Origin of the sequence: Mycobacterium rhizamassiliense (genome assembly GCF_900157375.1) — a bacterium.
Lineage (GTDB): Bacteria > Actinomycetota > Actinomycetes > Mycobacteriales > Mycobacteriaceae > Mycobacterium > Mycobacterium rhizamassiliense.
On the sequence record NZ_LT721901.1, the window covers coordinates 3,628,212 to 3,648,931 of the forward strand.

Below are 20,720 nucleotides of genomic sequence, written 5' to 3' on the forward strand. Positions count from 1 at the left end.
CCCTTCGTGTGGCGCCCGATGCGATCGGAAGCCTATCTGGTCAGCGTCCATCGAACTTCGGCGCACGTCGCTGCCGAAAGGCCTCCAGGCCCTCTTTGAAATCGCTTGTGCGGCATGATAGTTCGAGGTTATAGAGTTCTTGTGTCAGGGATTGGCTCAATGTCGCATGCTGACCGAAGTTCAGCGCCTGCTTGGCCAGCCCGAGCGCCACGGTCGGCCCGCCGGCCAGGCGCTGCAGCAGTTCGTCGGCGGCCGCGTCCAGCGCGGCCGGGTCGGCGACTTGGTGGATCAAGCCCCAATCGGCCGCGTCGGCCGCGCTGACCTTCTCGCCGAGCAACAGCATGCGCCGCGCGCGTGCGACGCCGACCAGCCGCGGCAGCAGCCAGGTCGAACCCGAATCCGGGCTGAACCCACGGTCGATGAACGGTTCCCAGAACGTGGCATCGGTGGCGGCCACCGTGAAATCAGCGGCCAGCGCGAGGTTGCAGCCGATGCCCACCGCCCATCCCCGCACGCTGCACACCACCGGCAATTGGATCGTGTGGATCAACTCGATCAACCGGTGGGCGGCGTGCGGAATTCGGCGCACCAGATCGCCGGTGCGCGGGCGTTGGCCCCCGCTGCTGTTGGTGGCCACCCAATCGGCCCCGGCACAGAAGTGCTCGCCCGCACCGCGCAGGTGAATCGCGCGCAACGCATCGTCGGCGGCGGCGTCGGTCAGCGCATCGATCAAAGTCTCGATCATCAACCGGTTCAACGAATTACGTTGCGCCGGGCGGTCGAGGGTGAGCCGCAGAATCGCGCCGTCGCGGCGCGCGGTCACCGAACCCTCGGCGTCGGCGGTCTCGGCCTCATGACTCACCGTCGGATCCGGCCTTTCTCGGAGATACGGTTACCCATACAGTAGGCAATACGATTGTTACCCTGTATAAGTTATCAAGGAAACGCTGCCGACGGAACAACCGGGCGAAACCGGTGGAAGAGGGTGGCATGGTCCGCGCCGGCGACGATGCAGAGCGGAAAGCGATGTGGGGGTACCTCCCGGTTGCGGGGGAGAGGAGCGGCGCCAATGGGTGAGGGGACACCGGTGCGCGCCGACGACGCGAAATTCGGCGAGACGCCCCTCGCTCAGACCGTGGCGGCCGCCGCCGCGATGAGGCGGCTGAGCTCGTTGCTGCTCTCGCTCGAACATCCGCACCCCACGGTCGACGCGATGCTGGCGAAGTTCGGTGAGTGGGAAAGTGAGTTGGCGGCCGCGGCACCGACCGACAGCGCGCCGCGCATCGGTGAGGCCGACGACGATCCGCGCCGTGTTTATCTCAACCATGCCACCGACATCGGCGCCTACAACCCGTCGTTTCCCGAGTATTCCTTCGATTCCCTCGACGCCGACAGGGCCGACGGCCGGGTCGTGTTCCCGCTGACCTACGAGGGACCTCCGGGCCTCGTGCATGGCGGCTTCATCGCCGTCTTCTTCGACTGCGTGATCCAGCATCACAGCTGCGTCATGGGGCTGTCCGGCAAGACGCGGTCGCTCAACGTGACCTTCCGCAGGCCGACGCCGCTGCTGACCGAGCTGCGCTTCGACATCGTCCGGGCGGAGGTCGAGCGGGGCATCGCATCGACGGCGCGGCTGCTGCTCGGCGACGAAGTGCTCTGCCTCGGCGAGGTGAACACCCTGGCGTCGCAGCCAGACAAACTGACCGGATACAGATTCGGGAGGCGGCGAAAGGAGTCCGCTAGATGACTGCCTCGAACGACGATCGGGTGCTTTTCGAGGTCGATCCCGACCGGCGGATCGCCACGATCACACTCAACAATCCCAAGCAACGCAACTCCTATGACGCCGCGATGCGCGAAGAGGTCGGCCGCTGCCTGGATCGGGTGGCCGACGACGACGACATCATCGTGGTGCTGCTGCGCGGGGCCGAGGGCGTGTTTTCCACCGGCGCCGACATGAACAACGCGTACGGCTGGTACGGCGACAAGAGCGAGGCCGCGGCCAAGCGCCGGCCCAGCCAGCGCAGGCGACTTACCGTGGACCGCAAGTCATTTAGCTTCTACCACAACTTCATGGGCTTCCCGAAGGTGACGGTGGGGGAGATCTCGGGCTACGCCCTGGGCGGCGGCTTCGAGATGGCGCTGATGACCGACATCTCGGTGATCGCGCGCGACACGAAGATCGGCATGCCGGCAACGCGCTTCCTGGGCCCGGCGCTGGGCAGCCTGCACATGTTCTTTCATCGGCTGGGTCCGGTGCTGGCCAGGCGCCTGCTGCTGACCGGTGACATCGTCGAGGCCGGCGAGCTCGAACACCTCGGAATCTTCACCGAGACATGCGATTCCGGCGCCGTGACCGCTCGGGCCCGATACTGGGCGGAGAAGGTCGCGAAGATGCCCGCCGACGGCGTCGTGATCGCCAAGGAGGCGTTCCGCATGGTCGAGCAGAGCCAGGCGTACAACGGCGAGGAGGTCGCGAGCTACCTCTTCCACGCCTACGGCACCAACCTGCAATTCGGGCCCGACGAGTTCAACTTCGTCAAGACCCGCGCCCAGCACGGCACAAAGGAGGCGTTCCGGCTACGCGACGAGCACTTCCACGTGCCGGAACCGGAAGCCTGACAACCGGATTCGCAGGTTCCGGCGCGGCCTAGCGGTCCGCCGCGGCCTTGGCCCGTCCCCGCGGCGCGGACGACTTGGTCGCCTTGCGCGCCCGGGACGGCGCCGACTTGGCGGCCTTCCCGCTGGAGCCCGCGGTCTCGTCGATCAAGCTGCTGGCGTGGTCGAGGATGCAGGTGAGGCCGTACTCGAAATTCGTTTCGTCGGGCGCCCCGATCCGGTGGCCGATGCGGGTCACCTGGGAGAGCAACGGGGTCTTTTCCGGGTCGATGGACACGGCGTCCTCGATGGCGCGCGGTCCGAGGTCCGACGACTGGTTCTTCTCGTAGAGCCGCTGCAGCACCACCGATCCGCGGACGTGCACCGAGACCGCGGAGTACGTGTCGAAGGCGTCCTCCGGCGACAGACCGGCCTCGACCAGATTGGACACCGCCTTCTCCATCTCCTGGGCGCCCATTCGCGCCGCCTTCGGGCTCAGCGCGGCCCGAATCAAAATCAGGTCGCACAGAATTGGGTTGCCCATAAACGTCTTACGCATCAACCGCGCGTGGTTTCGTAACGTTTCGCGCCAGTCGCTGGCCTCGACATAGGGCGTGGCGAACACGTACTTGCTCAGGGCGCGGTCGGTCATCGCGTTGAGCAGGTCGTCCTTCTTGCGGAAGTACCAGTAGATGCTGGTGACGCCGACGCCGAGATGTTTGCCCAGCAGCGGCATGCTCAGGTTGTCTATCGACACCTGCTCCGCGAGTTCGAATGCGCCACTGATGATGTCGTCGGGATTGATGGACCCGCGTTCGCGCCGCTGGCGCTTATCGCCGGTTGCCTGCTTTGCCACTGCCCGGCACCTCCGTCAAAATAGCTTGTACATGCGGTCGAAAGAGCTTTATTACCGGTCACTGAAGAATCTACCGGCGGATAGGCTCTCACCTGCGTATACATCGGCGTGTCGCCGTTCCGTTATCACCCTCAACGTTGCCGGTGGCCATCCGTTCTGGCGGCTCTCGTGCGTTTTTCTGTCTGCTACTGTAATACCTATCGTAGGCTTTTTGGTAATACACCTGGGCGGGCGAATATGACCGGGCTGAAGCCATGGATTTAGGGCTGGCGAATGCCACGGCCGCCGTAGTGGGTGGCAGTCGCGGTATGGGTTTGGCCACGGCTCGCTGCCTTGCCGAAGACGGCGCGCGGGTCGCGGTGATCGGCCGGACGCAGGCGGTCCTGGACAGCGCCGTCGAAGACCTGACGGGTCGCGGCAGCCCGGACGCGGTGGGCCTGGCCGTCGACATCGGAGACGCGGAGCAGGTGACGACGGCGTTCGCCGAACTCGGCGAGCGCTGGGGCGGCGAGCTCAATGTGCTCATCAACACCGTCGGCCCGGGTGCGGCGGGCAACTTCGAGCAACTCTCCGACGAGCAGTGGCTGCAATCCGTGGAAGACGGTGTGCTGGGAATGGTGCGCTGCGTGCGCACGGCACTTCCGCTGCTGCGCAAGGCGGAATGGGCGCGGATCGTGAATTTTTCGGCGCACTCGACGCAGCGGCAAAGCGTGATGCTGCCCGCGTATACCGCCGCCAAGTCGATGCTCACCAGCGTGTCGAAGAACCTGTCGTTGTTGTTGGCCAAGGACGAAATCCTGGTCAATGTCGTCTCGCCGGGCAGCATCGCGTCCGAATCGCTGGTCGGGTGGGCGAAGTCGGTCGACGTCGACGGCAACGACCCGTACGCCCTGATGCAGGCCATCGACAAGCACTTCGGGCATCCCGCGCACATGCCGCGGGCCGGGCTGCCCGAGGAGATCGGGCCGGTCGCCGCGTTCCTGGCGTCGCGCCGCAACTCGTATATGACCGGGGCGAACATCAACGTCGATGGTGGTTCAGACTTCACCTGACCCGAAATCGGTTGGCCGACAGAAGGAGTGGACGATGGCAACGGCTAACGAGGCGCGCGCGTGGGCGCGCAGTGCGCTGCGGGGGATAGGGGATTCGCTCTATACCCCGTTCTGCGGTACGGATGGCGACGACATCGACTGGGACGCCTATCGTACGTTGGTGCGCTACTGCGTCGGCGACCTCGGACACCCGATGTTGTGGTGCACCAGCGGCATCGCCGAGTTCTGGTCGCTGACCATGGACGAACGCAAACGCCTGTTGGAGGTGGCGATCGAGGAGGCGCGCGCCCTGAACCCGGGCGTCGTCGTGCAGGCGTGTACGGCGGCGATGTCGGCGAAGGACTGCCTGGAGCTGACGCAGCACGCCCAGCAGGCGGGCGCCGACATCGCCTACATCCAGACGCCGATGATGGAGGCCCACGGCGGCGAGGGCGTGCTGAGGTTCTTCAAGTACATCGGCGAGCGCACCGATATCGCGTTGGGCATGTTCAACTCCCCGTCCTCGGGCTACGTGTTGACCCCGGCCGAAAGCGCGCGGATCTACGACGAGGTTCCCGCCGTGTGCGCCACCAAGGAGGGCGCCTTCCGCCCGGAGGCGAGCCGCCGGCTGCACGAGCTGGCGCCCGGCCTGGCGGTCTGGGAGTGTGACCGGACCGTGTACCGCGCGGGATGGTTGCGCGCCGGCATCGTCTGCCCGGCGCAGTTGGGCACCGCCGGCTACCTCTTCGAGACGCCGCAGCGACGACAGTTCTCCGAGTATTGGGATCTGGTGCTTAACGACAAGCTGCTCGAGGCGATGGACTACGGCCGCGAATCCGGCATGGACCAGTTCGACCTGGACATCGGCTCGTGGTGGACCTGCTATCCGGGACGCGCGGACTACTTCACGCACTGGGGTGGCGCGTTCAAGTACGCCGCCTCGCTGCTGGGGCTGCCGATCGGCGCCTATCCGGATTCCCGGCCGCCGCAGGCCATGCTTCCGCCCGAAGCCAAGGCGCAGATCGAGAGCGCCTATCGACGGCTGGGGCTCATTGCCGCGTAGGCGAAAACCGTTGCGGCACAGGGGATAAGTCACTCACCCTGGGCGGCCTGTCCACCCCCCGAATGGGTGGGTGTCGCCTCCCGGTCGCTCGCGGCGGGAAAGCTTGCCGGCGACGGGGTGCTCCCCGCCGCGTGCGCACCGGCGCGGCGCCGGCCCTTGAGCACCCGGGCCGCGACGCCGAGGACGACACCGATCAGCGTCAACCAGAACAGGATCTGGGCGCCGGTCAACGCCAACTGCGTGCGCAGCATGGCCACCCGCGCCTGCCGCAGGCGGTGGGCAATTTTCTTCGTCGTCGAGTTCATGAGGTGTCGGTAACCCGCGCAATGCCGGCCCAAACCCGCGGGCTTACCAAGACGGTCGGCGGGGCATACCGTGAGACCATGCTCACTCTCGGTGTCATCGGCTGGATCATCATCGGCGGCCTGGCGGGCTGGGTCGGCAGCAAGCTCATGGGGACCGATGCCCAGATGGGCGTCGTGCTCAACATCGCCGTCGGGATCATCGGCGGCCTGATCGGCGGATTTCTGCTGCGGGGGTTCGGGGTCGACGTGGCCGGCGGCGGCCTGCTGTTCTCGTTCATGACGTGTCTGGCGGGGGCGGTCATCTTGCTGGGGATCGTCAAGGTCATCACCGGGGGCCGGGCATCCCGGTAGCGGCCACCAATCCCGTTCGGCCCGTTGTGTTTCCAGCGCCGTGCGGCGGCCCCGGCCACGCGGTCCCGAGCGCCGGTTCAGGCCCCCGAAAGTTGCTGTTTGGCCGGCGTTCGCGGGGTCCCGGCGGCAGTTGTGGAACGCGCTACCGATAGGTATACAGTATGGGTACAAAGCCCAGCGAATTCGGTAGTTAAAGCATGAGGAGGTGCCGCGGGACATGTCCGGCAGCGACGGTGCTTCCGACGAAGCGGTGCTCTACGAGGCCACCGGCAGCGGCGTCGCGATCCTGACGTTCAACCGGCCGGACCGACTCAACGCGTGGGGCCCCGACATCGCCGCCGGGTTCTATGCCGCCATCGACCGTGCCGAATCCGACCCCGCGATTCGGGTGATCGTGCTGACCGGCCGTGGCAGGGGATTCTGCGCCGGCGCCTACCTGGGCGCGTCGGGCGGGGCGGCCAAAGTCGGCGAATCGATGGAGAAGGCCGGCGAGACGAACCTCGCCGAGTTGGTCGGCGAGCGGCCACCCCACTTCGTGACCACCCTGCGCAAGCCCGTCATCGCCGCCGTCAACGGTGCGTGCGTCGGCATCGGCTTCACCCAGGCGCTGATGTGCGACGTCCGGTTCGCCGCCGCCGGCGCCAAGTTCGGTGCGGTGTTCGCGCGCCGCGGGCTGATCGCCGAATTCGGCGTCTCCTGGATCCTTCCGCGCCTGACCGGCATGGCCGTCGCCCTTGACTTGCTACTCAGCGGCCGAACATTCCTCGCCGACGAGGCCGTCGAGCTGGGTCTGGTGAAAGAGGTCGTGGCGGCCGACGACCTGATGAAGCGTGTCATGGAGTACGCCGAGGACCTAGCCGCGAACTGCTCGCCGGCATCGATGGCGGTGATCAAGCGCCAGGTCTACGGCGACGACGCCCGCGATGTCGTGGCGGCGAACGACCTCTCCGAAGTCCTGGTGCGCGAGGCAATGTCGCGGCCGGACGTCATCGAAGGGATCACCAGCTTCCTCGAGAAGCGGGCCCCGCAGTTCCCTGCGCTCAGTCCCACAGACGCTTAGTACCCGGGAAGGAAAGATCATGAATAGCCTGAGCTACAAGGCGATTGACGTCGACAACCACTACTACGAGCCAGTCGACTCGTTCACCCGCCACCTGGACAAGGAGTTCAAGGCCCGCGGTGTGCAGATGGTCAGTCAGGGCAAGCGCACCCTGGCCGTGATCGGGGGCGAGGTCAACCACTTCATCCCGAACCCCACCTTCGACCCGATCATCGTGCCCGGTTGCCTGGACCTGTTGTTCCGCGGTGAGATCCCCGAGGGCGTCGACCCGGCATCGCTGATGAAGGTCGAGCGGCTCGGCGAGCACCCCGAGTACCAGAACCGCGATGCCCGCATCGCGGTGATGGACACCCAGGACATCGACACGGTGTTCATGCTGCCGACGTTCGGGTGCGGCGTCGAGGAGGCGCTCAAGCACGACATCGACGCGACGATGGCGTCGGTGCACGCGTTCAACCTGTGGCTCGACGAGGACTGGGGCTTCGACCGTCCGGATCGCCGGATCATCGCCGCGCCGATCATCTCGCTGGCCGATCCGTCCAAGGCGCTCGCCGAGGTGGACTTCGTATTGGCGCGCGGCGCCAAGCTGGTGTTGGTGCGTCCGGCGCCGGTGCCCGGTGCGGTCAAGCCGCGGTCGCTGGGCGATCGCAGCCACGACCCGGTCTGGGCCCGGCTGGCCGAGGCGGGGGTGCCGGTGGGATTCCACCTGTCCGACAGCGGCTATCTGCACATCGCGGCGGCGTGGGGCGGCAAGGCGAAGTTCGAGGGCTTCGGCGCCAAGGATCCGCTGGAAAACGTGCTCCTGGACGACCGCGCCATCCACGACACGATGGCCTCGATGATCGTGCACGGTGTGTTCACCCGCCATCCGAAGCTCAAGGCGGTCAGCATCGAAAACGGCTCCTACTTCGTCCACCGGCTGGTCAAGCGCCTCAAGAAGGCGGCCAACACCCAGCCCCGCTACTTCCCCGAGGACCCGGTGGAGCAGTTGCGCAACAACGTGTGGGTCGCCCCCTACTACGAGGACGACCTGCCGGAGCTCGCCGAGGTCATCGGCGTCGACAAGATCCTGTTCGGCTCCGACTGGCCGCACGGCGAGGGTCTCGAGACCCCGGTGTCGTTCGCCGAGGAGCTCACCGCGTTCGGCGAATCGGATGTCCGAAAGATCATGCGCGACAACGCGTTGGACCTACTGGGCGTCAAAACCACAGTGGCGGCGTAGGTAGCCCGGCCCGTGAGTGAATGGACCGTCGGATCAGTTCTGGACGCCATCGCCGACGTCATCGGTGACCGCTTGATGACGGTGTGCGGGTCGCGGCGCAGCACCTTCGCCGAGTCCGCGAGCCGCACCAGCGGATTGGCTAACTTCTTGAGCGCCAACGGCTTTGGGGCGCACCAGGAGCGAGACACGCTGAACCGCTGGGAGTGTGGTCAGGACCGGGTCGCGCTCATCATGTACAACGACCTGTACCCGGACGCGGTGATCGCGTGCCTGAAGGCCCGGGTGGTCCCGGTCAACGTGAACTACAGCTACTCGCCGCGGGAGATCGCAGACCTGCTGTCCTACGTGCGGCCCCGGGGCATCATCTACCACCGGTCGCTCGGTGAGCGGTTCGCCGAGGTGCTGCCGCCCGACGGCACCGAGCTGCTGATCTCGATCGACGACGGCAGCGACGCCGCCGAACTGCCGGGCGCCGTATCGCTGGATGACGCACTGGCGCAAGGGGGTTCCGGAACTCCAGCACCCGGATCGCCCGACGACCTGATCATGATGTGCACCGGCGGGACGACCGGGCGCCCCAAGGGTGTGCTGTGGCGGCAAAGCGACATGTATGTGGCGTCGATGGTGGGCGCCGACCACGCCAGCGTCGACGAGATCCACGCCAAGGTGCGCGGGGGCGGAGCGCCGTGGTTCGCCGTCTCGCCGCTGATGCACGCCGCCGGCATGTGGACCGCTTTCTCCGCCATCATGAACGGGCTGACGGTGGTGCTCTACGACGGCCGGGGCAAGCTGGACGTGCGCGCGGTGTGGGAGACCGCCGAGCGCGAAAAGGTCGGGTTGATGACCATGGTCGGCGACGCCTACGCCGGCCCGCTGGTCGCCGAATTGCAACGCGGCTCCTACGACCTGTCGACGCTGAACGGCATCGGTACCGGCGGGGCCGCAACGAATCCCAAGTTCAAGCGCGCGCTGATGGAAAAGCTGCCGCAGGTGACGATCATCGACGGGTACGGCTCGTCGGAGTCCGGGAACATGGGCTTCGGGCACAGCTCGGGCGGCACGCAGAGCGAGACGTTCCAGTTCCGCGAGGGCGGAGCGGTGATATCGGAGGATCGCAGCAGGTTCCTGGCACCGGGTGATCCCGAGATCGGGTGGGTGGCCCGCAGCGGCCGAATCCCGTTGGGCTACTTCAACGATGCCGACGCCACCAAGAGCACCTTCCCGGAGATCGACGGCACGCGGGTGGTGATCCCCGGCGACCGGGCGAGCATCGAAAAAGACGGCACCCTGCGCCTGTACGGGCGCGACTCGCTGGTGGTGAACACCGGCGGTGAAAAGGTCTTCGTCGAAGAGGTCGAGGAGGTGCTGCGCACGCATCCCGGCGTCGCCGACGCGCTGGTGGTGGGTCGGCCCAGCGACCGGTGGGGCCAGGAGATCGTCGCGCTGGTCGCGCTGCAACCGGGCGCCGATGCCGTCGAGGAAGCCGAGCTCGCCGCGCTGTGCAAGTCGCAGCTGGCCCACTTCAAGGCGCCTAAGGTGATCCTGTTCGTCGAGCAGGTTCAGCGCCTCGGCAACGGCAAGCCGAACTACCGCTGGGCCAAGCAGGCTGCACTACAGGAGATTCCGGCATGACCGAAAAAGTGATCGACTGCCTACTCAACGTGCACTTCGGCGAGACCGGGTCGCAGCCCACCTGGATGCTCAAGGTTCGCGACGACTACTTCAAGGGCCCGAAATCAATGTTCGCGCCCGTCGATCTGTCGGAGCTGCTCGACGAGATGGACGAGCAAGGCGTGCGCAAGGCGATCCTGATGGACAACCTGGCTACGCCGTCGACGACCGCGCGCAAATTCGTCGACGCCAAGCCCGATCGGTTCGCCCTGGCGATCGGCGGCATCAACCTGCTGCGTCCCGTGCAGCCGCTGCGCGAGTTGGCCGCCATCCGCGACGACCTGCCGGTCGCGTATGCCGTAGTGGGACCGAGCTTTTGGGGCGACGGCCTGTACCCGCCCAGCGATGCCGTGTACTACCCGCTCTACGCCAAGTGCGCGGAACTGGAGCTCCCGCTCTGCGTCAACACCGGCATCCCCGGGCCGCCGATCCCCGGCGAGGTGCAGAACCCCATCCACCTGGACCGGGTGTGCGTGCGCTTCCCCGAACTGAAGCTGTGCATGATCCACGGCGCCGACCCGTGGTGGGACGTCGCGATCCGCCTGCTGATCAAGTACGAGAACCTGCGCCTGATGACGTCGGCATGGTCGCCCAAGCGGCTACCGGAAAGCCTGCTGCACTACATGCGGACCCGGGGGCCGAACAAGGTGATCTACGCGTCGGACTGGCCGGTGCTGCGGATGCGCCGGGTGATCCCCGAAGCCCGCGCCCTGGACCTTCCCGCCGAGGTGTTGGACAACTACCTCTATAACAATGCAGAGGAATTCTTCTTCGGCGCCCAGCCGCAGAACCCGCACGAGGAGCACTGACGATGGACCGCTACGAACTGCGCAGGATCGATTACAGCCTGTCCGAACACCATGTCGATTTGCAGACTGTCTACAAGCAGTTTTTCAAGACGCACTGCCCGATCGAAACGGTCCGCGCCGCAGAGGCTTCCGGCTTCGACAAGGACCTTTGGGAGCGGCTGTGCGCGATGGGCGCCACGACCATGGCGCTGCCGGAGTCGTGCGGCGGGGACGGCGCGACACTGGTGGACCTGACCCTGGTGGCCGAGGAGATCGGCCGGTCGCTGGCGCCGGTGCCGTGGATCGACCACGTCTGTGCCGCCCGGCTGCTGGCCAGCCTGGATGCACTGGGCGATGAGGCCGCGGGCGTCGTCAACGGGGACCAGCTCGCCGCGCTGGACGCGCGGATCGACAGCGTGTCCGGTGCGCGCCTGATTCCTACCGGATCGATCGCCGACCACATCATCGTGCGCGACGGTGACGACATCGTGCGGCTGACCTTCGGCACCCGCCCGGCCAAGGTCGACAACATCGGTCGGCTGCCGATGGCGTGGGTGGACCCGGCGGCCGCCGACACCCGAACGGTGGTGGCCAGCGGGCCCGACGCGCTGACGAAGTACGAACTCGCGCTGGATGAATGGCGGCTGCTGACCGCCGCGGCGCTGGTGGGCCTGGTCGAGGAGACGATGACTATCGCGGCCGAGTTCGCCAAGAGTCGCTACACGCTGGGTGTGCCCATCTCCACGTTGCAGGGCATCTCGCACCCGCTGGCGAACATGGCCATTACCGTCCAAAGCGGACGTAACTTGGCGCGCCGCGCCGCGTGGTTCCTGGACAACGAGCCCGACGAGCGTCCCGAGCTGGCGCCGTCGGCGTTCGTGTTCATGGCGGAAGAGGCGGCCAAGGCGGCCACGATGGCTGTGCACATCCAAGGCGGACTTGGTGTTTCGTCGGAGGCCGCCGCGACCGCGTACCTGGTGCGCGCCCGGGGCTGGCCGCTGGCCGGGGGCGACCCCGGGGCCACCGCCCTGCGCGTCGCCGAGATCGTGACCGCCCGCGAAGGCGCGGCGCAGGCCGTGCGGGCCTAAGAAAACGTAGGACAGGAGCCAACCGATGGATTTCTCCCGCGTCGAGCTAGCCGACGACGACAGGGCCTTTTTCGACGAGGCGCGAAGCTTTTTGGCAACGCACGTGACCGACGAGGTCCGGCGCCGCGACCGCGAGACCGGCGACAATTTCGACGAGGGCGTGCATCTGGCTCTGGGCGCCGCCGGCTACCTGGAAAAGGAGTGGAAGCCGTCGTCCGACGGCGGGTTCAGCCGGGTGCAGCGGCGAATCTGGGAGCTGGAGAAGCGCCGCGTGCATGTGCCGTGGGTGACCTGGGGAACGACCTCGATGGTGGCGCGCTCGGTGGAGAAATTCGGCAAACCCGAGCTCGTCGCGGACGTGATGCCCAAGGTGTTCAGCGGCCACGTCCGACTGTGCCTGGGCTACACCGAACCCGAAGGTGGCTCCGACATCGCCACTTGCAAGACGCGCGCGGTGCGCGACGGTGACAGTTGGGTGATCAACGGCTCGAAGATGTTCACCACTGGCGCGCACAAGTGCCAGTACGTCTTCCTGATCACCAACACCGACCCCGAGGCGCGGAAACACAAGAGCCTCACCATGTTTCTCGTCCCGCTGGACCTACCCGGCATCGAGATCCAGGGCATTCGGACGGTCGATGGTGACCGCACCAACATCGTCTATTACAGCGACGTCCGGGTCGACGACAAGTACCGGCTCGGCGACGTCAACGGCGGCTGGACGGTGCTGCGCGAGCCGCTCAACGTCGAGCACGGCGCCGTGGCGGCCGCACCCGATGGGCTGCAGGACAACTCGATCATGATGCACCAGGCCGGCTTCATGGCCACGGCGCTGGACAAGGCGGTGGTGCGGCTCGCTCAGCCGGATCCCAACGGACACCGGCCTATCGATGACAAATCGGTGGCATATCGCCTGGGACGCAGCTTCGCCCGGATCGAGGCGGCGCTGAGTGCGTCGAGCATCTTCGGACGCGTCGCCAACGCACAAACAATGCGGGACATCTCGCCGGAGCTGATGGACCTGCACGGGGCCGCGGCGGCGCTGCCGTTCGGGGCCGACGGCGCCGCCGATGACGGCAGCGCGGAGTACTCGTACCGCTTCGCGCCGCTGGTCGGGATCTACGGCGGGACCCTCGAGGTGTTCCGCAACATGATCGCCCAGCACGTGCTCGGGCTGGGCAAGCCCAGTTACGCACCGCCGGCGGCGAAGGTCTCGTAAGCCGTACGCCTGCAGTCGCTTACGCGCTCGCGAGCGCCGGCGGGTTGCCCGCGGCCGGGTCCCTTTCTTTCGCGAGCAGACGCAGAATCGCGTGAAATCTCGTCGCGCAGTGCGATTCTGCGTCTGCTCGCCGAACTCAGGTGGTCAAGATGGTAGCCGCGGCGGTGCCCGGGGCGCCGTACAACTGGGTGAACCCGACCTTCGGATTGCCGGGCACCTGGCGATCGCCGGCCTCTCCCCGGAGCTGGCGGACGATCTCATGGATCTGGCGCAGCCCGGAGGCGCCGATGGGTTCACCGTTGGCGATCAGCCCGCCATCGGTGTTGATCGGCATCGGGCCACCGATCTCGGTGGCGCCGTCGGCCAACAGCTTCTCCTGCTCGCCGTGTTCGCAGAATCCGCACTCGGCCATGTGGATGATCTCGGCACCGGCATCGGTGTCCTGCAACTGGATCACGTCGACGTCCGTCGGTGCGACGCTGGCCTTCTCGAACGCGGCGCGCGCGGCGTAGACCGTTGGCGCGACGTCCTCCTCGACCGGCGCGAAGGTGGTGTTGACCTCGTAGGCGCCGTAGCGGCGGGTGCGGACTTCCACGGCCCGCAGGTAGACCGGCTTGGACGTGTAGCGGTGCGCGATGTCGGCCCGGCACATCACCACCGCCGCGGCGCCTTCGTCGGGCGCGCAGAACATGTATTGCGTCAGCGGGTAATTGAGCATCGTCGAGCTGAGGATGTCTTCTTCGGAGATCGGCTTGCGACGGAACGCGTTGGGGTTCAACGCGCCGTTGCGGAAGTTCTTGGCGGCGGCCTTGGCGAGCGTCTGCTGGGAGATATTGTGCTCGTGCAGATAGCGATTCGCCTTCATGCCGAAGAACTGGGTGGTCAGGTACTGCCCGTTCTCCGCATACCACCGCGGCATGCCCACCAGCGCGGGATCCTCCGTGAAGGCGCCGCGGGGGTGCTTGTCCAGCCCGACGGCGATGCCGATGTCGTAGTCGCCCAGCCGGATTCCGTCGGCGCACGCCTTCGCCGCACTGGCCGCCGTTGCGCAGGCGTTGAACACGTTCGTGAACGGGATGCCCGTCAGCCCGAGCATGCCGACGATCGCGTCCGGATTGGCCACGGTCCAGCTGCCGCCGGTGGCGAACTCGACGTCCTTCCAGGCCACGCCGGCATCGGCGACCGCGGCGAGGATGGCGTCGACGCCCATCTGCATCGCCGACTTGCCCTCGAAGCGACCGAACGGGTGTAGGCCCACCCCGATGATGGCGACATCGTTGGTCATCTGTATCTCCTTGTCTCAGGCGGCGCTAACGGCGGCGCACCAGCTGGGCCTGCTGCAGCGCGGCCACCGCTCCGTGCTCGTCGAACAGGGTGCCGCGGGATACGCCGACTCCGTCTCGCCCGTAATGGTTTTCGGCTTGGACGCCGATCCACTCGCCCTCGGGAACACGGTGGACGTGCACCGTGAGATCGGTGTTGAGAAACGTCCAGTCGCCGAGGCTGAGCCCGCTGCCCATGCCGTTGGCGACGTCGGCCACCGCGAACAGCCGCTCCATCGGCGTCATGGACTCGCCCTTGACGAGGTCGACGAGCGGCCTGGCCCAGCACTCCCCGGGTGAGTCGTTGAGGATGTCGTTGAGCCAGCGCCAATCCAGGCTCTGGATGTAGGTCTGGTTGGTGTCGTCGTCGGGGAGGCGGGACCGGCCCTCGCTGAGCGGCCGCAGCGGGGCGGTCGGTGTGGAGAACAGCTCCTCGGCGTCGCTCCGCTGGAATCGCCAGGCGATCGCTCTGGCGACCGGGCGAGGCTCTCCGTCCGGCCCGGGCGCCAGCATGTCGGCGTTGAGCAACTCGATCTTGTTGCCCGGGCGCTCGACGCGTGCGCGAACCCACAACTGGTCGGTGACGGGGACCGGGCCGAGGAGATCGACGACGACGCGGCTCAACCTGGTGTCGTCGCGCGGTGAGCAGCGCTCGAGTGCCCGCACCAGCAGCGCCGAAACCGGTGCGGCATTCTGCATGCCCGGCCCCCACGTGCTGATCACATGATCGGACGGGCTGAACCTCTCGCCGCGCGAATCGTGTGGATCGACAAGTTCGTAGTAGGCGTCGGTCAAGCGATGGCCCCGGCGTTCTTGAGTTCCTCGATGCGATCCCAGTCCATGCCGATCTCCATCAGGACGAGCTCGGTGTGCTCGGAGGCTTGTGGGGCCCTAGTGGTTTCCAGAGGCTCGTGGTTGAACTGGACCGGCCCGCGCACGACCTTGAACGGTGCGCCGCCGCTGGCGAGCTCGACCTCGGAGATCATGTCGTTGGCGATGGCCTGGTCGTCGGAGGCGAGGTCGATGAGGCTCTGGAACGGCGCCCACTGACCCTTCATCGTCTTGAGGTGCTGGCGCCAATACTCAAATGGTTTGGCGGCGAAGGCGTTTGAGATCAGTTCGGCGGCCGCACTCGCATTCTGGATGAGCGGGAGCACCTCGGAGAAGCGCTCGTCATCGGCCGCCTCCGGGATGCCGAGGTGCTCGAAGGTGTCGCGGATCAAGCCCGTCGGGCTGATGATGCACAGGTTGATCGTGCCGCCGTCGGAGGTCAGGTAGTTGCCCATGAAAGGGTTCACCGACATCGCGGCGGCGGAGCCCGGCATGAACGTGCGCATCACTTCGCCGGTCTCCATACCCTGCGTCATGCTCGCGCCCGCAGCCCACCACGCGGTGCTCAGCAACGACACGTCGAGCTCGACGGCCTCGCCGGTGCGCTCGCGATGCAGCAGTGCGGCCGAGATTCCGCCGGCGATGAACATGCCGCCGATGGAATCGCCGAACGCCGGAATGCCCTGTCCCAGTGCGCCGCCCAATTCCTCGGGCGTCAGGGCGTACCCTACGCCGCTGCGCGTCCAGAACGCCGTCCCGTCGTAGCCGCCGATGTCGCGCTCGGCGCCCTTGTCGCCGTAGGCGCTACCGCGCGCATAGATGATGTTGGGGTTCACCGCGCGAATGTGCTCGACGTCGATCTTGTTCTTCTGCCTGACCGACGGCATGTAGTTGGTGAGGAACACATCGGCGGTCTTGGCCAGTTCGTAGATCACTTCCTGGCCACCCGGCGTCGAAATATCGACGCCGACACTGCGCTTGCCCCGGTTGGGATGCTCCATCAGCGGGTGCCGGTTCGGGTCGACCTGGATGCCGCCCATGTTGAGGAAACCGCGCTGGGTGTCGCCGCGGACCGGGTGCTCGATTTTGAGGACGTCGGCACCCCAGTCGGCGAGGATGGCTCCCGCCGCCGGAACGAACGTGAACTGCGCGACCTCGAGGACCCGGAAGCCCTGCATTACCTTGACCATTTTCGGGACCCTACTTGGCGTCGAAGGTGACCGGTAGGGCGGTCGGCGAACGGAAGGGCTGCCCGTGGATGTGCGGGTCGTCGTCGGTCAGCAGGTTGAAGTTGGTCAACCGGCCGAGCAGGCAGCCGATCGCGACGCGGGTCTCCAGCCGGGCCAGGTGCAAGCCCAGGCAGGTGTGTTCACCCGCGGCGAAGGAGATGTGCGGTGTGGCCTTGCGGAAGATGTCGAACTCCTCGGATCGCTCCCAACGCTGCTCATCGCGGTTCGCCGAACCGATGCACACCCCGACCACGGCGCGCGCCGGGATCGTAATCCCTTCCAGTTCAACCTCTTCGGTGGTGAACCGTTGCACGGTGGTCAGCGGTGTCTCGAAGCGCAGACCCTCCTCGATCGCCTTGGGGATCAGCTCCGGGTCCGCCTGCACCGCGGCGAATTGGTCGGGATGCGTGAGCAACAGGTGCAGCAGGTTTCCCGAGGACCGGTAGGTGGTCTCCAGCCCGGCGGGCAGCAGCAGACGCAGGAACGAATAGATGGCTTCGTCGCTGAGCTTTTCGCCGTCGATCTCGGCGGAGACCAGGTCGCCGATGATGTCCTCGGTGGGCTTGGATCTGCGCTTGTCGATCTGCTCCTGGAAGTAATCCTTGAGGGCCGCCGACGCCTCGAAGGCCCGCTCATAGTTGACGTGGTAGCTGATCAACTGCACGGCCCGCTTGCGGAACATCGGGACGTCATCGTCCGGCAGCCCCAGCAGCCGGGCGATCACGCGGGTGGGGAACTCGAAGGTGAAATTCCGGACCAGGTCGGCTTCGCCCTTGTCGATGAATTCGTCGATCAGCTCGTTGCAGATCGGCCGCACGATCTCCGGTTCCCACTTGGCCAGCGCCTTGGACTTGAACGCCGCCGACACCAGGTTGCGATGCTCGCGGTGCGTCTTGCCCTCCATCGCGAGAATGGTCGGACCCATGAACAGGCCGATCGTCTTGTCGTAGGGCGCCGAGCTGAAGATCCGGCCGTCACGAAAGACCGTGTTCACCGCGTTGAACGACACCGCGGAGTACTCACGTTTCGGCATCAGCGACTCGGGGGTCTTGGAATAGTCCATGACGGTGCCGTGAAAGACGCCGGACGACTCCCGGCGCTTGCGGGCGAAGTAGGGGTAGGGGTCGCGCTGGTCGACGGTTTGGTCGCCGGTTCCGGCGGCCTCGTGAACGTGGGTCGTCACCTGATCTCCGGGATCTCGATGTCAGCCCGAGCGGGCAGTCCTTTGCGTAGAATCCTACTGTAATTATTACAGTAGGCAATATCGGCAGGGTGTTAGTTCTATCCCTGCAGAACCGCGGTCGCAAGAGGTGGGTCATGAGCACAGTCGATGCACACGCTGACAACATCGCCGATCGGCAACGTGCCGCCATGGGCGCCACGCTGCAGCGGCAGCGACAAGCCTTTGTGCGGGACGGGCCGCCCGGTGTCGGCATCCGCCGCAACCGGATCGACCGACTGATGGCGCTGGTCCTGGACAACACCGACGCGTTCGTCGACGCGATGGCCGCCGATTTCGGCACCCGCTCCAAGGCCGCCACCTTGTTCACCGAGGTGATCGGCATGGTCTCGGTCATCGAGCACACGAGATCCCATGTCGCTCAATGGATGCGTGCCACCAAGCTGATGCGGGCGGCGCGCCTCGGCGGACTGCGCGCCGAAGTGCAGCCCTCCCCGCTCGGGGTGGTCGGAATCATCGGCCCGTGGAACTTTCCCCTCAATCTCGTGGTGCTGCCGGCGGCGACCGCCTTCGCGGCCGGTAACCGGGTGATGATCAAGATGTCGGAGGTCACCGCCAACACCGCCGAGCTGATGCGGGCGACGGCACCCAATTACTTCGATCAGACCGAGCTCGACGTCGTCACCGGCGGACCCGAGGTGGCGGCCGCCTTCTCGTCGCTGCCGTTCGACCACCTGTTTTTCACCGGTTCGCCGTCGGTCGGTGCCCAGGTGCAACGGGCCGCGGCGCAAAATCTGGTCCCGGTGACCCTCGAGCTGGGTGGCAAGAACCCCGTCGTCGTCGCACCGAACGCCGATGTCCGCCGATCGGCAACGCGGATCGCGCAGGGCCGCATGGTCAACGGCGGACAGGTCTGCGTGTGCCCCGACTACGTCTTCGTTCCGGAGGATCGGCTCGAGGCGTTTGTCGACACCGCGCGGGACACGTTGCGCGGCATGTTCGGCAGCATCATTTCCAACGACGACTACTGCTCGTCGGTCAACCGAGCCAATTTCGACCGCGTCGTCGGTCTGGTCGACGACGCGCGGGCCAACGGCGCCAGCGTGGAAACCGTTGCACCGGAAGGGGAGCTGCTGCCGGACCCGGGCACCCGCAAGATCGCGCCCACCATCGTCCGCGATATCGACGACACCATGAAGATCGCGAACGAGGAGGTCTTCGGCCCTGTCCTCGTCGTGAAGGGATATGCCCAACTGGGCGAGGCCATCGACTACATCAATCAACGGCCGGCGCCGCTGGTGGCCTACTGGTACGGGCCAGACGATGCCGACTTCCGCGCCTTCGTGCGCAATACCCGCAGCGGCGGCGTGGCCCGCAACGACTTTGCCGCACAGATGATTCCGTCGGCGGCGCCGTTCGGCGGGGTGGGCCGCAGCGGGATGGGGGCCTACCACGGCAAGGCCGGCTTCGACACGTTCAGCCATCACCGGACGGTGGTGGGCAGCGACCTGCCGTTCAGCGTCACCGGAAGCGCGGCGCCGCCGTTCGGCAAGCCGATGCTGATGTATGCCGACGTCATGATGCGAATAACGAAGGCCCGCAACCGCCGTCGGCTCAGCGCGAGTCGGCCAGTTTCCCGGCCCTAGCCAGCAGCCCCGAGTATCCCGCGCCAAGCAGGCGCGGCATCGCCGCCATCACGCGGCCGTCGGCCCCGATGAGGATCCGGGCGCGGTTCTTGTCGGCCCCGCGCAGAATGAGCCGGGCCGCCTTGGTGGCGGACGTCAGCGCCGCGCGGTCGAACATTTTGGTCGCCATCTCGGGATCCTCGCCGTCCGCCGTGCGCATATTCGCCCCGAAGTTGGTTTTCACCACCCCCGGGTGCACGCAGTGCACGGTCACCGGGCGGCTCTCCATGATCATCTCCTGACGCAGCGCCTCGGTGAGGCCGCGCACCGCGAACTTCGACATGCTGTAGGCGCCCTGATACGGAACCGCGATCAGCCCGAAGGCGCTGGACAGGTTGACCAATCGTGACGGCCGGCGCGGCGAGCCGGCCTCGATCAACTGCGGCAGGAAGGCCTTGGTCCCGTTGAGCACCCCGCCGATGTTGATCCCGATCAGCCAGTCGAGGTCTTTCCAGGACATGTCGGCCACACCGGCGAACAGGTCCACCCCGGCATTGTTGAACAGCATTGAGGCCGGACCGAGTTCGCCGCGCACCTGGTCGGCGTGTGCGAGCACCGCGGCCCGATCGGTGACGTCGAGCGCATACGTGGACACCCGGCCGGCCGGGCAGGCCTCCCGGGTTTCGGCCAGGCCCCTGGCGTCGATATCGGAGGCGGCCACGTGTGCCCCGTCGCGCGCGAGCGCGAGGGTCAGCGCCCGGCCGATGCCCGACCCGGCCCCGGTGACGACGGCAACGTGCCCTTGGTATTTCATGCCTGCACTCCTGCTTCGACGATCCCCCGGATGCGGTCCACGGAAAGCGCAATGTTGCGCTGTAGGTCCGTGCGGCGGTCCCACACGAACAGGAAGAGCCTCTCGAAGGCCAGGGCGCCGAGCGGCAGTGGGACGCACATCTGACACGTCTCGGTAAGCCGGGTCATGCCGCCGACGGGTTCGATGTCCCACGTCCACCGCGTCCAGTCGCCACCCATGGCCTGCACGACGAAGGCGAACCGGCGTCCGGGCTCGGCCTCGACGACGCGCGCGGTGGTTCGCCACCTGCCCAGCCGGCGGCGGTTCCACGCCCGAAACCGATCGGGCGCAAGCCATTCGACGCGGGCCGTCTCAGGGCTCCACTGCGGGATTCGGGTGACGTCAGAGACCAGGGCGTAGATCTCGTCGGGCGAGGCTCGCACCTCGGTCGACGCGCTCACGGTCTCGTCCTTCTGCAGCAACGCCAT

21 protein-coding genes are annotated in these 20,720 nt (G+C 66.7%); 12 read left to right on the forward strand and 9 right to left on the reverse strand.

The window, feature by feature from the left end; all coding sequences use genetic code 11:
* Window positions 1-40: 40 nt before the first annotated feature.
* On the reverse strand, window positions 41-862 hold the full coding sequence (locus tag MRAB57_RS17670) for an enoyl-CoA hydratase/isomerase family protein (RefSeq protein WP_077088501.1): 822 nt from the start codon (window positions 860-862) through the stop codon (window positions 41-43).
* A gap of 207 nt (window positions 863-1,069) precedes the next feature.
* Here MRAB57_RS17670 and MRAB57_RS17675 point away from each other — a divergent pair, with 207 nt between their 5' ends.
* Window positions 1,070-1,747, forward strand: coding sequence for a hotdog family protein (locus tag MRAB57_RS17675; protein WP_077088502.1), 678 nt, complete (start codon window positions 1,070-1,072; stop codon window positions 1,745-1,747).
* Window positions 1,744-2,622: an enoyl-CoA hydratase/isomerase family protein gene (locus MRAB57_RS17680; RefSeq protein WP_077088503.1), complete on the forward strand. Its 879-nt coding sequence runs from the start codon at window positions 1,744-1,746 to the stop codon at window positions 2,620-2,622. The genes MRAB57_RS17675 and MRAB57_RS17680 overlap by 4 nt, the downstream gene beginning before the upstream one ends.
* A gap of 28 nt (window positions 2,623-2,650) precedes the next feature.
* On the opposite strand, the gene MRAB57_RS17685 is transcribed toward MRAB57_RS17680, so the two are convergent.
* The gene (locus MRAB57_RS17685) at window positions 2,651-3,454 is read right to left on the reverse strand and encodes a TetR/AcrR family transcriptional regulator (protein WP_077088504.1); all 804 of its coding nucleotides are present in this window, start codon (window positions 3,452-3,454) and stop codon (window positions 2,651-2,653) included.
* 254 nt (window positions 3,455-3,708) lie between these two features.
* Here MRAB57_RS17685 and MRAB57_RS17690 point away from each other — a divergent pair, with 254 nt between their 5' ends.
* Both MRAB57_RS17690 and MRAB57_RS17695 read left to right on the forward strand, forming a co-directional pair.
* Window positions 3,709-4,506 (forward strand): SDR family NAD(P)-dependent oxidoreductase, encoded by a 798-nt coding sequence (locus MRAB57_RS17690; RefSeq protein WP_077088505.1) that lies wholly within the window; start codon window positions 3,709-3,711, stop codon window positions 4,504-4,506.
* 34 nt (window positions 4,507-4,540) lie between these two features.
* Window positions 4,541-5,548, forward strand: a complete 1,008-nt coding sequence (locus tag MRAB57_RS17695; protein ID WP_077088506.1) for a dihydrodipicolinate synthase family protein — start codon at window positions 4,541-4,543, stop codon at window positions 5,546-5,548.
* Window positions 5,549-5,577: 29 nt separating this feature from the next.
* On the opposite strand, the gene MRAB57_RS17700 is transcribed toward MRAB57_RS17695, so the two are convergent.
* Complete coding sequence (locus tag MRAB57_RS17700) at window positions 5,578-5,853, reverse strand: hypothetical protein (RefSeq protein WP_077088507.1); 276 nt, start codon at window positions 5,851-5,853, stop codon at window positions 5,578-5,580.
* Window positions 5,854-5,931: 78 nt separating this feature from the next.
* Between MRAB57_RS17700 and MRAB57_RS17705 the strand changes: the two genes are divergently transcribed.
* From MRAB57_RS17705 to MRAB57_RS17735, 7 genes are all read left to right on the forward strand, one after another.
* The gene (locus MRAB57_RS17705; protein WP_077090661.1) at window positions 5,932-6,204 is read left to right on the forward strand and encodes a GlsB/YeaQ/YmgE family stress response membrane protein; all 273 of its coding nucleotides are present in this window, start codon (window positions 5,932-5,934) and stop codon (window positions 6,202-6,204) included.
* A 217-nt stretch (window positions 6,205-6,421) separates the two neighbouring features.
* A complete protein-coding gene (locus MRAB57_RS17710) occupies window positions 6,422-7,264 on the forward strand; it encodes an enoyl-CoA hydratase (protein ID WP_077088508.1) in 843 nt (280 codons plus the stop codon).
* Window positions 7,265-7,283: 19 nt separating this feature from the next.
* Window positions 7,284-8,486, forward strand: a complete 1,203-nt coding sequence (locus MRAB57_RS17715) for an amidohydrolase family protein (RefSeq protein ID WP_077088509.1) — start codon at window positions 7,284-7,286, stop codon at window positions 8,484-8,486.
* A 12-nt stretch (window positions 8,487-8,498) separates the two neighbouring features.
* Window positions 8,499-10,118, forward strand: coding sequence for an acyl-CoA synthetase (locus tag MRAB57_RS17720; protein ID WP_077088510.1), 1,620 nt, complete (start codon window positions 8,499-8,501; stop codon window positions 10,116-10,118).
* Window positions 10,115-10,966, forward strand: a complete 852-nt coding sequence (locus tag MRAB57_RS17725) for an amidohydrolase family protein (protein ID WP_077088511.1) — start codon at window positions 10,115-10,117, stop codon at window positions 10,964-10,966. The genes MRAB57_RS17720 and MRAB57_RS17725 overlap by 4 nt, the downstream gene beginning before the upstream one ends.
* 2 nt (window positions 10,967-10,968) lie before the next feature.
* Complete coding sequence (locus MRAB57_RS17730; protein ID WP_077088512.1) at window positions 10,969-12,033, forward strand: acyl-CoA dehydrogenase family protein; 1,065 nt, start codon at window positions 10,969-10,971, stop codon at window positions 12,031-12,033.
* A 25-nt stretch (window positions 12,034-12,058) separates the two neighbouring features.
* Window positions 12,059-13,252 (forward strand): acyl-CoA dehydrogenase family protein, encoded by a 1,194-nt coding sequence (locus MRAB57_RS17735; RefSeq protein WP_077088513.1) that lies wholly within the window; start codon window positions 12,059-12,061, stop codon window positions 13,250-13,252.
* A gap of 136 nt (window positions 13,253-13,388) precedes the next feature.
* On the opposite strand, the gene MRAB57_RS17740 is transcribed toward MRAB57_RS17735, so the two are convergent.
* Genes MRAB57_RS17740 through MRAB57_RS17755 form a run of 4 tightly spaced genes read right to left on the reverse strand, consistent with a single transcriptional unit; the run spans window position 13,389 to window position 17,817 of the window.
* Window positions 13,389-14,537, reverse strand: coding sequence for a thiolase family protein (locus tag MRAB57_RS17740; protein WP_077088514.1), 1,149 nt, complete (start codon window positions 14,535-14,537; stop codon window positions 13,389-13,391).
* A gap of 25 nt (window positions 14,538-14,562) precedes the next feature.
* Window positions 14,563-15,369, reverse strand: coding sequence for a thioesterase family protein (locus tag MRAB57_RS17745; protein ID WP_077088515.1), 807 nt, complete (start codon window positions 15,367-15,369; stop codon window positions 14,563-14,565).
* On the reverse strand, window positions 15,366-16,583 hold the full coding sequence (locus MRAB57_RS17750; RefSeq protein WP_077090662.1) for a CaiB/BaiF CoA transferase family protein: 1,218 nt from the start codon (window positions 16,581-16,583) through the stop codon (window positions 15,366-15,368). Before MRAB57_RS17750 ends, MRAB57_RS17745 begins: the two co-directional genes overlap by 4 nt.
* Before the next feature lie 22 nt (window positions 16,584-16,605).
* Entirely contained in the window at window positions 16,606-17,817 is a 1,212-nt protein-coding gene (locus tag MRAB57_RS17755) for a cytochrome P450 (RefSeq protein ID WP_077088516.1), read from the reverse strand.
* A gap of 188 nt (window positions 17,818-18,005) precedes the next feature.
* On the opposite strand from MRAB57_RS17755, the gene MRAB57_RS17760 reads away from it, so the two are divergent.
* Complete coding sequence (locus MRAB57_RS17760) at window positions 18,006-19,460, forward strand: coniferyl aldehyde dehydrogenase (protein ID WP_077090663.1); 1,455 nt, start codon at window positions 18,006-18,008, stop codon at window positions 19,458-19,460.
* On the opposite strand, the gene MRAB57_RS17765 is transcribed toward MRAB57_RS17760, so the two are convergent.
* Together MRAB57_RS17765 and MRAB57_RS17770 are read right to left on the reverse strand one after the other, a co-directional pair.
* Window positions 19,429-20,253: an SDR family NAD(P)-dependent oxidoreductase gene (locus MRAB57_RS17765; protein ID WP_077088517.1), complete on the reverse strand. Its 825-nt coding sequence runs from the start codon at window positions 20,251-20,253 to the stop codon at window positions 19,429-19,431. The two genes, MRAB57_RS17760 and MRAB57_RS17765, sit on opposite strands and share 32 nt — an antisense overlap.
* Window positions 20,250-20,720 (reverse strand): SRPBCC family protein, encoded by a 471-nt coding sequence (locus MRAB57_RS17770; protein WP_077088518.1) that lies wholly within the window; start codon window positions 20,718-20,720, stop codon window positions 20,250-20,252. The genes MRAB57_RS17765 and MRAB57_RS17770 overlap by 4 nt, the downstream gene beginning before the upstream one ends.